This window comes from Marivirga arenosa (assembly GCF_030503875.2).
GTDB lineage: Bacteria > Bacteroidota > Bacteroidia > Cytophagales > Cyclobacteriaceae > Marivirga > Marivirga arenosa.
On the sequence record NZ_CP129968.2, the window covers coordinates 1,096,098 to 1,109,219 of the forward strand.

General features: G+C 33.1%; 11 protein-coding genes. 7 read left to right on the forward strand and 4 right to left on the reverse strand.

Annotation, left to right across the window (positions count from 1 at the left end; all coding sequences use genetic code 11):
• Window positions 1-172 precede the first annotated feature (172 nt).
• The 6 genes from QYS47_RS04740 (at window position 173) to QYS47_RS04765 (ending at window position 6,888) form a co-directional block, all read left to right on the forward strand.
• Window positions 173-697 (forward strand): hypothetical protein, encoded by a 525-nt coding sequence (locus QYS47_RS04740; protein ID WP_308357538.1) that lies wholly within the window; start codon window positions 173-175, stop codon window positions 695-697.
• 10 nt (window positions 698-707) lie between these two features.
• Window positions 708-1,274: a hypothetical protein gene (locus QYS47_RS04745; protein WP_302103652.1), complete on the forward strand. Its 567-nt coding sequence runs from the start codon at window positions 708-710 to the stop codon at window positions 1,272-1,274.
• 4 nt (window positions 1,275-1,278) lie between these two features.
• Window positions 1,279-1,569: a winged helix-turn-helix domain-containing protein gene (locus QYS47_RS04750; protein WP_302103653.1), complete on the forward strand. Its 291-nt coding sequence runs from the start codon at window positions 1,279-1,281 to the stop codon at window positions 1,567-1,569.
• Window positions 1,570-2,005: 436 nt separating this feature from the next.
• The gene (locus QYS47_RS04755; protein ID WP_322347896.1) at window positions 2,006-2,719 is read left to right on the forward strand and encodes a tetratricopeptide repeat protein; all 714 of its coding nucleotides are present in this window, start codon (window positions 2,006-2,008) and stop codon (window positions 2,717-2,719) included.
• 94 nt (window positions 2,720-2,813) lie between these two features.
• Window positions 2,814-4,826 carry a carboxypeptidase-like regulatory domain-containing protein gene (locus QYS47_RS04760; RefSeq protein WP_322347897.1) on the forward strand — a complete coding sequence of 671 codons (2,013 nt, stop codon included), beginning with the start codon at window positions 2,814-2,816 and terminating at the stop codon, window positions 4,824-4,826.
• Window positions 4,827-4,950: 124 nt separating this feature from the next.
• The gene (locus QYS47_RS04765; RefSeq protein WP_322347898.1) at window positions 4,951-6,888 is read left to right on the forward strand and encodes an ATP-binding protein; all 1,938 of its coding nucleotides are present in this window, start codon (window positions 4,951-4,953) and stop codon (window positions 6,886-6,888) included.
• A 17-nt stretch (window positions 6,889-6,905) separates the two neighbouring features.
• On the opposite strand, the gene QYS47_RS04770 is transcribed toward QYS47_RS04765, so the two are convergent.
• The 4 genes from QYS47_RS04770 to QYS47_RS04785 form a co-directional block, all read right to left on the reverse strand.
• Window positions 6,906-8,252, reverse strand: a complete 1,347-nt coding sequence (locus QYS47_RS04770) for an OprD family outer membrane porin (protein WP_322347899.1) — start codon at window positions 8,250-8,252, stop codon at window positions 6,906-6,908.
• A 60-nt stretch (window positions 8,253-8,312) separates the two neighbouring features.
• Window positions 8,313-9,728 carry an MBL fold metallo-hydrolase gene (locus QYS47_RS04775; protein WP_308357531.1) on the reverse strand — a complete coding sequence of 472 codons (1,416 nt, stop codon included), beginning with the start codon at window positions 9,726-9,728 and terminating at the stop codon, window positions 8,313-8,315.
• 124 nt (window positions 9,729-9,852) lie between these two features.
• Window positions 9,853-10,482 (reverse strand): Crp/Fnr family transcriptional regulator, encoded by a 630-nt coding sequence (locus tag QYS47_RS04780; RefSeq protein ID WP_302103664.1) that lies wholly within the window; start codon window positions 10,480-10,482, stop codon window positions 9,853-9,855.
• A 7-nt stretch (window positions 10,483-10,489) separates the two neighbouring features.
• Window positions 10,490-10,795, reverse strand: coding sequence for an ArsR/SmtB family transcription factor (locus tag QYS47_RS04785; protein ID WP_322347900.1), 306 nt, complete (start codon window positions 10,793-10,795; stop codon window positions 10,490-10,492).
• 68 nt (window positions 10,796-10,863) lie between these two features.
• Between QYS47_RS04785 and QYS47_RS04790 the strand changes: the two genes are divergently transcribed.
• Window positions 10,864-13,089 carry a heavy metal translocating P-type ATPase gene (locus tag QYS47_RS04790; RefSeq protein ID WP_322347901.1) on the forward strand — a complete coding sequence of 742 codons (2,226 nt, stop codon included), beginning with the start codon at window positions 10,864-10,866 and terminating at the stop codon, window positions 13,087-13,089.
• Window positions 13,090-13,122 lie beyond the last annotated feature (33 nt).

Sequence of the window (13,122 nt, forward strand, 5' to 3'; positions counted from 1 at the left end):
TATCCTAAAAATTAAATAACCCATTTCTTTTTTTATATCCTGTTTCTAATGCTTATAGCTATAGTATTAAGGTGCATAGTATCTAATCATATTTTACTATAAATTATTTATTTAATAATTTGGTTTATAATATAAACTATATTATATTTGTTATGTACTAATTTTTATAGCCATGAAAAATATTTTAAGTTTAGTATTAGTTATTGTTTTCCTAGCTTTAGGAGCTGAAAAAGTTAGGGCGCAAGGTGGGTTTGGTGGGATTCATGTTGCATCAGAATTTACACCGAACGGTAATTTGTTATTGATGGGAGGCGGTGGAGCCTGGGTAATCAATTCAAATTTTTATTTAGGTGGTGCTGGTTATGGATCAGTCAATACTTTGGGAACGAATTCAGGTGATCTTAATTCAATGGGATATGGTGGATTTATGTTCGGTTATTATAAGGAGATTCAAAACTCATTTAAATTAGGTGCTGATATTTTAACCGGATCAGGAGGCTATTCTATAGATAATCAGGAAGATGATTTCTTCTTTATAGAGCCTAATTTAAAGCTCTGGTACTCAGTGCTTCCTTACATGCATATATCGGTTGGGGCTTATTACAGAATAGCATATCTTAATGCAGACGCTGTTTTAAATCCAAATGATTTGAGTAATGTAGGAATCAAGCTTAGTTTAAATTTTGGAATATTATAACAATAAAAAGATGGAACAAGATAATTTAAAAGTAGAAGAAAGTTTGAACATCATCTCACAGATGGTGAATACTACAAGGTATAATATAAGTGAAGATAAGATAATTTATCTAATGTGGGGTTATGCCGTAGCTTTATCAGCTATCACCCAATATATTCTTCAGTACCAATTAAATGTAGAAATGGCTTGGCTAGTATGGCTTACAATGCCAATAGCTGGAGTTGTTAATGGTATTTATTTTGGAAGAAAAAAGAAAAAGGCAACAGCCTTTAGTTTTACTGATAGAGCACTAAGTTCTTTATGGAAAGTTTTTGTGGTAGCCTTAATTATATTTTTATTTGCCTCACCAGTATTAGGTTGGGATGGTATTTATCCTGTATTGATGGTTTTATATGGTATAGGTACTGCTAGTACAGGTGGCATAATAAAATTTAAAGCCTTATCCATAGGGGGATATGTAAGTATGTTTATAGGTTTAGTAGCATTCTATTTAGGATTTGAAATTCAATTGTTTTTATTAGCCTTATCGGTAATGGTAAGCTTTATCATTCCAGGTCATTTATTACCTAAAAACTAATACCATGTTTGAGCCATTAGATCCATTATTACATTCTCAATTACGCTTAGCTATAATGAGCTTATTGATGAATTTAGAGGAAGCGGATTTTAATTACATTAAAGAAAAGACTGGTGCTACGGCAGGTAATTTAAGTGTTCAGGTGAATAAGTTAAAAGATGCTAATTATATAAAGGTTGAGAAATCCTTTAAAGATAATTATCCTCACACGAGTTGTAGCATAACAGAAAAGGGTGTTGATGCTTTTGAATCTTACTTAAATGCATTAAGGTCATACATCAAACCAACAGATTAAAGTTTTTTTAGATCTATATGGTTTATAAAATAAAGTAAATTATAAAATTAATAATGACGTCAAAAGATAAGATGGGAAGTCACGGAAGTTAGGAAAGGATAGAGTGAAATTTAAAGGACACTTGAGTATCTACTTTGTGGTTAAATTGTTCTTTTGAAACTTTTCTAGCATATAAGATCAATATATTTTTCTGTTATGACCTACATGAGTAAGCCTTGGATGGCCATAACCAGTGCTTTTAAATTTTTAGGAGTTTATGTAAATAATTCATTCATGTCTATATGATCATGAATATCAAAAATTGAAACAAAAGTAATAAGTAGATTTATGAATAAGAATGATTGCTAGCGTTTAGCTATTCAAGCTTCAACTATTCATAATCTAATAATCTGGAATTTTTTTTGTCAATATAGTTTATAAAATAAAGTAATTTATAATGAATAATTTAAGAATAAGTTTAGTAGTCATTTTTGTAGTGTTTTTTAATATGCAATTCAGCAATGCACAAAAGAAAGATAGTTTAATGTATCAAGCCTATCTGCTTAGCAGTGAAAGTTTATGGGAGTCCGCACTTAATCAATACAGTAGTGATTTGTGGTCTTTAGACAAAGCAGTTGCTTATTACGGGCTTTTGAATAATACAATGATTCATTCGAATGAAGATAAGTTTGATGAGTATGTAGAACAGGCCTTAGATTACCTTGAGACAATGGAGGAAAAAGGACTTCATACTGCAGAAGCCATAGCCATGCGTTCATCTATTTATGGATTTATAATGGCATACTATCCATGGAAAGGTATGTATTATGGTCCTAAAAGCTCCAATGCGATTGAAAAGGCTTTGAAAACGAATACTGAATCCTCCATAGTGAATATGGTGTTGGGCATCTCTTTATTTTACACACCAGAATCCTTTGGTGGAAACAAGCAGGCAGCAGTAGAAGCTTTTCAGAAATCTGTGGATTTATATGAAGAACAGGGGTACAATGGATGGCTTTATCTCAATACACTTGCTAATCTTGGAAAGGCTCATCAAGCAGTTGGTCAAAATCAAGAAGCAATAAATGTATATGAAAAGGCATTGGCAGTTGAGCCTAATTTTAAATGGGTATCAAGAAAGCTGTTGCCTGATGCTAAGAGAAGCAAATAAAGACGAGGAATCCCCAACAGAATACATCAAGTGGTCAAATAAATAATTTTTAATGATGAAGAATTTTCTATGTGTCCTTTGTTTTTTCTTTCTTATGAGCAGTATATATGCACAAATCACAATATCTGGGAAGGTAGTTTCTATTGAAGGAGTACTTCCCGGGGCTCATCTTTGGAAGAAAAGTAATTACAAAATCAACGATGTTACGGATGCTAATGGTTTTTTTAGGATTTCAGGCTTGAAACAGGGTGATACTATAATCTGCAGCTTTATTGGATTCAAAGAATATTCATTTAAAGTTGATGCATCAAAAGATAATATGCTCATAGAAATGCAATCTTTTTCGCAGCAATTGGAAATAGTGGAAGTAAAGGCCAGTGTTTTAGGAGCCGAAAATTTTGCTTTTGAAAAAATAAAGCCTTTGGATATTTATAAAAATCCTAATTCGAAAGCTGATGCCTTAGTGGCCATAACTACACAGATGTCTTCCACTACCAAAGATGAGAATGCAGCAGTTGCTTTTAGAGGGGCTTCTCCTCAGCAGACCGGATATTTCTTAAATGGAGTGCCGGTGAAAAATCCTGTGAAATATGCTCAATTAACGAATACAGGTACATTAAGTATTTTCAATACAGACTTTCTCAAAAGTGCTACTGTCTTTCCAGGAAATCCACCAATAGAATGTGGGCAAGCTACTTCTGGCACTGTAGTGCTGGAGCTTGCAGATCGTTTTCCTGAATATTGGCAACATACCGCAAGTATTTCCATGGCTAATGTAGGCTATTCTAGTAGGGGTCAGGTTGGAGAAAAATCTCATCTCGGCTTATTTGCCAATTATCAATTTGACGGAGTCTTAAAGAATGTCAATTCAGTAAATTTTCAGGACATCAATAGTTTTAATGCATTGGAGGGGGGAATCCTTTTTACTACCCATCAATCGTGGGGTTCTGTCAAGTTCTATCAGTATGGTCTAAATGATTCCTATAATTTTAATTTTGAACACCCTAGTTATCAGGATGGTTTTTTACAAGATTCTGAAAGAAGCTTAACCACCCTGCAGTGGATTCAAAATTTCGGTTACTGGCAGGCATCTATTGTGGCAGGAAATTCTTTTAATAAAAAACAATTCCAATTCGGTAATATGAATTATCATACCAGTAATACCGATCCCTATGCGGCTACAAACCTTACCTATTCTAACCAAGGTGATGTTTTTAAGTCAGGTTATGCGTACTGGGGACAGAATAGTTGGATTGTTGGCAGTGTGCCCACTTTGAATTACGCACTTGCACCTGATCATCCTTCCGTGAAGATTGATATGGATGATCATTTGGAAAGCCATGAGCTTTATGTATATGGTAGGAAGAAATGGAGGAATCAAGCCTTCGGATCAGGGGTTCGGACAGCATTTATGCCTGAAAGTAATAAGCAATTGTGGAGTTATCAATTCAACTATTTGTTAGACATAACACAAAATTTAAAGATAAAAGCCGGACACGGAAAGTATTATCAAACTCGCATCGATACGGAAAGGCAAATAATACAGCAAGCTCAAACAAGTTTAGACCTAGACTTTAAAGGAAAAAGATGGGCTATTCATCAAAGTTTTTTTCGTAATCACGGTGATTCTGCCATCACAGGTAGTGAGAGTCGAGTGAGTATATTCTTAAGAAGAAATTTTCAATTAGATCAGTCTACATCTTTTTATAATCAAGAGGGTGAATGGGAATGGTTTGCCCGAACATTTATAAAATATAATCCTCTTACAGATTGGACCTTGAATGCTTCATTTCAAGCTTTTAAAGGAAATACTTATAGATTAGTGAATAGTACTATTTATCTATCAGATCTTGATGTTTATGCACCCACTGAGCGCTCTTCTATACAGTTATTTAGCCCTTATGCTAATATTTCTATTGGAGCTAGTAAACTTTTTCAATTTTCAAATAAATTGAATGGTCTGATTTTCATTAATGTGTCAAATGTCTTCGACTTTAAAAATGAAAACTCTATAACTTATGATTTCGACTACAGTGCTTATGACCATAATTTATTAACAAGAAGAAGTTTATATGCTGGAATTATCTTTAATTTTGTCAATGATTAGTTTCAGATACAATTATCCAACAGTTCGAATTTAAATCAAATTTATCAGTATTAATCAGCTAAATAGTTCATATATAGTTTGATAAATTAAGAAATATGTAGAATATTTAATTATAATTCTATATATGTTTAAACAAGTACTGTTTTTTATTCTTCCTTTTCTTCTATTAATAAATTTCTCAATTTTCGCTCAACATCGTGCTGAGAAATTATACGAGGAATCAAATACTTGCTTTGATAATTCAGATTATGATTGTGTGGTAATTAAATTGGAGGAAATATTATCTTCCTCCGAACATGATGCTTTTTCTGAAGACTTTATCTTGAAGGTTTATCAAAAGATCACAGAAAGCTATTATCAGTTAGGTGATTTTCAAAATACATTAAAATACGTAGAAAAATCTTTATCGTTAACTTCCGGTGATTATAAACCATTTTATTATGCAGAAGCTAAGAAAGTAAAAGCTCATGTATTATGGCGAAAGGGAGAAAATGTTGCTTCTATTAATGAAATTTTAGAAAGCATTAAATCATTTGAACATCTTCATGATACTTCTAAAATTATAGAATCTTCAAATATTTTAGCAGGAATATATGTGAGCATAGCAGATTATAAAGAAGCTGAAAATATTTATGAAAAAATGCTGCAAATAGCTTTAGAGCGGAATGATTCAGCTAAGATTGCAGAGAATTATGAATATAAAGGGATCGTTAAATTTTTCGATGGGAAATTCGATTCCGCTATATATTATTACGATGAAAGCTTAAAAATTAATCAGAAGCTACAAAAGCCAATTGAAAGCTCGATCAATTTTGCAAACATAGGAGAAGCATATTTTAAAATGAATAATTATGTTCAAGCCTCTAACTACTTATTAAAAGCCATTGAGTTACAGAAAGAATATAGCTTTAATTCAGGGTTAATATTTTCATTATTTACCTTAGGTAATGTGTATACTAATCAAAATGAATATGATAGCGGTCAATATTATTATGATCAATCTATCGAGTTGATGTATGAAACTGGTGAGACTAGAGAATTACAATTGGTATACATGCTAAAATCAGAAAATTTTGCTAAAAGAGGAGATTTTGAGAGTGCCTACTTAGCGTATAAAACACATACTCAGCTGAAAGATTCAATATTTAATTTGGAAAAAGACCGTCACCTGAATGAGATTAGAGTACAGTATAATTTAGAGAGAAAAGAAAATGAGAATTTACTATTAAAACTTCAGAATGAAGAAAAGGCTTTAGAGGTTGAAGCAAAACAAAGGCTAATAAATTATCAATTTGTTTTTGGAGGGTTTATCCTTATTTTTCTAATAGTATCAGTTGTCTTAGCTATAAAATTAAATAGAGCAAAGCATACATTAACTGTTGCAAACAAGAGCAAGGATAAGTTATTTGGAATTATTGCGCATGATTTAAAAGGACCTATTAAAAATATTGATACAATGCTTAAACTTCTAAAAAATGAAAAGGAAGAGAGCATGAAGTCTGAGTATTTTAAATATTTAGATCAAACCGTCCATAATTTAATTGACCTTACCAATCAGCTACTTTCATGGACCTTCAGTAATAAGGGAGACTTTAACTTCAATATAAAAAATCTTGATCTGAAGAGTATTTCTAAAGATACGGTAGGATTGTTCGAATATGAATTAAGCTCTAAAAATATATCCGTTGATAATTCAATACCAGAGGAAATTAAAGTATTAGCTGATGAAAATGCTCTGCTCACCATATTTCGAAACATACTTTCAAATGCCATTAAATTTACCAAGAATGGAGGTAATATAAATTTAACTGCTGAACCTAAAGATGGTTCAGTTCAAATCATTATTTCAGATAGTGGGATTGGTATGAGTGCTAATGCTATTGAAAAAGCATTACAAGGGAAACATGTAAATAGTAGCTCAGGAACGGCAAATGAAAAGGGTAGCGGATTAGGCTTTTCAATTATAATTGAATTTGTGAAAAAATTAAATGGATCACTTGATATAAAAAGTGATCCAAATACTGGTACTAAAGTAATGCTACAGTTACCAAAAGTAAAATAGGTGCTATTTAAAATATCTTAAAATCTATAATTTAATATCAATTGAGAGTGGAAAATACTTTCGTAATGAAAGTGCTCCTCTTGATACCCTTTTGGAATAAAATAAGAGTTCAATAACCTAAGTCTTAAATCACTCCATTCGCCTCTGAATTGTGTTTGCATATCAAAACTAAGTTGAGTCAGAGAGCTTTCTTCATTTGAATTATTAAATGAACTATTCACACCATATATTCCAATATTTAATGATTTCCAATTATCAAAAGGTTGTAAATCCAATTTTAAGGCTTTAGAATTTACATTCTCCAACCCAATAATTCTATGGCGGCTTATTGTGGTATAGAAAGGTTCGCCTCCCCATTCTGATGGGAAAATTATGCCATTGTCAGATAATGATTGAGTATGATTATAGGATATCTGCAATCTATCACCGACCCATTTTGCCCTTGCTGATATTGTATGATTGGTGTGGTCTATGTCTGTATATTCATTTTCATGAGTCGTGCTTTGGTAATAATATTGAAGTCCAAAATTTAAATCACGAACATCAAACTCTAATTGATTAAAAGTAATAAAGCTAACATTCTCGATATAGTATTGCCACGAATGAAAACTGATATGCTCATTGGGGATGTAATGGCCTCCCAATAATGCTAATCCTTTAGTGTGAACTTCACGATGAGTAGTATCATCCCCTAAAAGGCGATCATATAAACCTATACTTTCACTCATGCTAATCCACTCTGTAGTAGATCTAGGGGAGACTTTGTTTAAAAACCCTCCATTAATTTCAAATTTATGTCCCTCATTCCAATCTAACCATAAACCTTGAAAAGCAGAGGGCTTCATACGGGAATCCTGAGGGTTTACTAATGGCGTATTCAATACCATTTTACCAAATTTAATGTATGAATCTTTAAAACGGTATTTTATAAAAAGTTCTTCTAATCTATCGAGGTCATGTTTGTTTTGAGGGTCTTCTAAATCAAATAACTGATGTTCCCATTTTGGGTTGAATTCATGATCCGCTGTTTCACTTAAGTCTGTTGATAGAATGTTATAGGTATAAATACCACCAACTCCCACTTGTAATCCATGCCAATACGCACTGTGGTAATAAATTCTTCCACCTAAACCAGAAGCTGCATGAAAGCTATTGCTGCTAGGTCTGAAGGTTTGAATTGTATTAGATCTGAATAGACCACTCACATGACCATTTTTAAACCATTCATGAAAACTATGAGCTTCATTAGGATTAAATGAACCATGTTTTACTGAATCAATCCCTTCATATTGCTGATGATTATTTTGAGCTAGTGCAGCTGTTGATAGAATAAAGAACGCAATTATATATGAATATTTTTTCATATAAATGAAATTAAAAAGAGGCTCTCCATTGCGGGGAGCCTCTATATTATGTTTAAACTATTATTTTAAAGTAGATGGACAAACATAATCCGTCTTAGGGATATCTGTTTCGCTAATTGCTTTGAATCCACCTGCGATATCTACAAGGTTATGAACCCCTCTAGATTTTAAGATAGATGAAGCAATCATTGAACGATATCCTCCAGCACAGTGAACATGGTATTCTTTATCTTTGTCTAATTCGTCAAAGTTCTCATTGATATAATCTAATGGGAAGTTTTGAGCATTTTCAACATGTTCTGACTGGTATTCGCTCGGTTTTCTAACATCTAAAATAGTTAGTTCTTCATTTTTAACTTTCTCAGCTAAAGCAGTAGCTGGAATAGATACTACAGAGTCAGTTTCTTTACCTGCTTCTTTCCATGCTTTAAGACCACCTTTTAAGAAACCTAAAGTGTTGTCGTATCCTACTCTTGATAATCTTGTAACGATTTCCTCTTCGCGTCCGTCTTCAGCAATAAATACAATAGGTTGCTGTAAGTCAGGAATTAAAGCGCCAACCCATGGAGCAAAACCTCCATCGATACCAATAAAGATTGAGTTCGGAATATGCTCTTTAGCAAATTCTTCTTGATGACGAGTATCTAATACTAAAGCACCTTCGTGGTTAGCCATAGCTTCGAAAGTATCAACATCTAAACCAACATTACCTTTTTCTAAAATTTTATCTAATCCTGAAGTATCAGCTGATTTATTCATTGCTACGTTTTGAGCGAAATATTGTGGAGGAGGTAATAATCCATCAGTAACTTCTTGGATGAATTCCTCTTTCGTCATGTCAGCTCTTAAAGCGTAGTTTGTTTTCTTTTGATTACCTAATAAGTCGGTAGTTTCTTTACTCATGTTTTTACCACAAGCAGAACCAGCACCGTGCGCAGGATAAACTACTACATCATCAGGTAATGTCATGATTTTATTTCTTAAGCTATCATATAAATAACCAGCTAAGTCTTCTTGAGTAATTTTACCTGCTTTTTGAGCTAAATCAGGTCTTCCAACATCCCCTATAAATAAAGTATCACCACTGAAAATAGCTTTTTCCTTTCCATCTTTGTCAATTAACAAGAAAGTTGAGCTTTCTAAAGTGTGACCAGGAGTGTGTAAAACTTTGATTTTGATATCACCAATTTCAAAAATCTCACCGTCCTTAGCTTCGTGCATGTCAAAATCAGTTTTTGCACCAGGACCATATACAATAGTAGCGCCAGTTTTTTCTGCTAAATCAACATGACCTGAAACGAAATCTGCGTGAAAGTGAGTTTCAAAAATATATTTGATTTTAGCACCGTCTTTTTGTGCTTTTTCAATATAAGGAGCAGATTCTCTTAATGGATCAATGATTGCAGCCTCTCCGTTGCTTTCAATGTAGTATGCGCCTTGCGCTAAACATCCTGTATAAATTTGTTCTATGTTCATAACTTTAAATAATTTTCTTTTTTAAACTTGCTACAAATATACGGCAGTGCTCAAATGTGGATTGTAACAACAGTTACTGAGCATTTCTTTTTGCCGTTTTCTGTTGATTTAAGGCTATTTTTAATTATAGAATTTCAATAATATTTCTTCGCTGTTCAATTTTATCCTCCTTTTCCAGCTTTTTTAAAAGCCTAGAAACTACTACTCTGGAAGTATTCAATTCATTGGCAATTTGCTGATGTGTTTTCTTAATTTCAAAGGAACCACTAGCAGTTTTCTTATCTAATAAGTAATTATATAATCTTTCATCCAATTTCATGAAAACCATACTATCAATAGTATGTAATAGCTCATCGAATCTGGTTTGATAAGAATTGAAAACAAACCTTCTAAAGTTTCTGTATTTCGTGATCCAATTATCTAGGTTAGATACAGGCATCATCCAAAGTTCTGAATCTTCTTCAGCAATAACATGAAAAGAACTTCTTTTGCCTTCTAAGCAGCAAGTGATAGACATAGCACATGTTTCTCCTCCTTCTAAATAGTAGAGAAAAACTTCGTTTCCATTATCATCATTTCGCATAACACGCAATAATCCCGACATTACTAAAGGCATTTCTTGAGCATCATCATCCGGAGTAATAACAGTTTGACCTGCTTTTGCTTTTTTTAACCTTCCAGATTTAATAATCTCCTCCTTTAATTCTGGCTCAAAAGGAGTTCTTTCTAATACTTCTTCAATCTTTTGTTTCATTTAGTATTTAGTTACAACAGTTTTCTATACAGTTCAATAATTTATGGAGTTCATCTTTAGCTGAAGAGTAATATATTTTTCTTCCTGATCTTCTTGAAATTAAAATTTCTGCTTGTTTTAATGCTGCTAGGTGATGTGAAATTAATGATTGTTCGCATGTTTCAATTCTTGAGCAAATCTCATTTACAGTCATCTCACCTTCAGTTAGTAATATTTGAACAATCTGTAGGCGATTATAATTTGAAATGGCTTTTAATATTTTGGCCATATCCGCTAATTTTTGATTGTTATTATGAACTTCCATCTGATCCATATCGTAATATATGAAAAAATGTTTATATATAAATTTACAGATTTTTAAAATCAAAATCTAGCTACTGTATGTCAGAATTAAGTGAATCTAAATATATAAAGAAATCTTTTCCAGTAACGGGTATGAGTTGTGCTGGCTGTGCTGCCAGTGTAGGATCCACATTGAAAAGTACGAAAGGAGTAGAAGATGCTGATGTCAATTTTGCTACACATACTGCATGGGCTTCCTTCGACCCAGATCAGGTAAGTCTTGAAGATTTAAAATCAGCGCTGCAGGGAGTCGGTTATGATGCGATTATTGAAGAGGAAAACGCTTCAGAGAAACAAGAGGAAGCTCAACTTAAAGCTTTTAACGAAATAAAAAGAAGTTTAATAGGTTCGGCTATTTTGACTATTCCTGTTTTCATAATCGGAATGTTTTTTATGGATTGGGCAATAGGGAAATATATTTCTTTACCCTTATCAGCCATAGTTTTATTTTACTTTGGGGGGCACTTTTTCAAAGGGGCGTGGAAACAAGCTAAACATGGCATGGCCAATATGGACACCTTAGTAGCCCTAAGTACTGGAATTGCATTTTCATTAAGTGTATTCAATACTTTTTTTGCTGAGTTCTGGACTTCAAGAGGTTTGGAAGCCCATGTTTATTATGAGGCAGCGGTAGTTATTATTACTTTCATTTCTTTAGGGAAATATTTGGAAGAAAAAGCAAAAACCAATACTTCTTCTGCTTTAAAGAAATTAGTAGGGCTTCAGCCTAATTCCACAACAGTTATAGTTGAGGGTAAAGAAGAAGTCATTCCTATAACAGCTGTTAAAAAAGGATTTCAAATATTAGTAAAGCCAGGCGAAAAGATTCCTGTTGATGGAACAGTAATCAGTGGGAATTCTTTTGTCAACGAAAGCATGATTACGGGAGAAGCCATTTCGGTTGAAAAGGTAAAAGGCCAAAAGATTTTTGCAGGTACTATAAATCAAAAAGGAAGTTTTGTTTTTACAGCAGATAAGGTTGGAGGCGACACTTTATTAGCCTCTATTATTGCCAGAGTGAAAGAGGCGCAAGGAAGTAAAGCACCAGTTCAAAAGTTGGTAGATAAAATTGCAGGTATTTTTGTACCCACTGTAATGGTTATTGCTTTGATTACATTTATTGTTTGGTTGATTTTAGGGGGCGAAAATGCATTAACCCAAGGAATATTATCCGCAGTGACAGTATTAGTGATTGCTTGCCCTTGTGCATTAGGTTTAGCAACGCCCACAGCTATTATGGTAGGGGTAGGGAAAGGAGCAGAAAATAATATTTTGATAAGAGATGCCGAAAGTTTAGAAAAGGCGCATAAAGTAAATGCTGTAATATTAGATAAAACGGGTACGATTACAGAAGGGAAGCCTTCTGTCAAATCAGAAAGCTGGTTTGATGAGAATAATATTGTAAAATCAATTCTTTACAGTATTGAAAATAAAAGTGAACACCCTTTAGCAGAGGCAGTAATTCAACATTTAAAAGGTGAAGGTCTTGATAAAATTGAGCTTGAAGATTTTCAAAGTATCACAGCAAAAGGAGTGAAAGCAAAATTTGAAAATCAAACTTATTTGGTAGGCAATAGAGCCCTATTAACTGAACATGCTGTTAATTTTTCTGCAGAACAAAATAAGCTAGTACAGGAACTGGAACAAGAAAGACAGTCCGTCATATACTTTTCTAATGAGAATAAATTACTGGCAATTTTGGCAGTTTCCGATCAGATAAAAGAGAATGCTAAACTAAGTATAGCAAATCTTCAACAACAAGGTAAGGAGGTTTATATGCTTACTGGTGATACGGAAGCCATTGCAAAAAATGTTGCGGATCAGGTGGGAATTAAGCATGTTAAATCTCAACTACTACCTTCTGATAAATCAAATTTCGTTAAAGAATTACAAGCTCAAGGAAAAATTGTAGCTATGGTAGGAGACGGTATTAACGACTCGGAGGCACTAGCTCAATCCGATGTGAGTATTGCAATGGGTAAAGGTTCTGATATTGCAATTGATGTTGCTAAAATGACACTCATCGGATCAGACCTACAAAACTTACCTAAAGCATTTCATTTGTCAGCAATAACGATTCGAGGTATTAAGCAAAATTTATTTTGGGCGTTTATTTATAATGTAATAGGGATTCCAATTGCTGCTGGTTTATTATATCCAATTAATGGCTTTGTTTTAAATCCAATGATTGCAGGTGCGGCAATGGCATTTAGTTCAGTATCTGTGGTGCTGAATAGTTTAAGATTAAAAGGTATGAAACTCTGATAATAAGATCGAAATTAAAATAGATACTTTTGT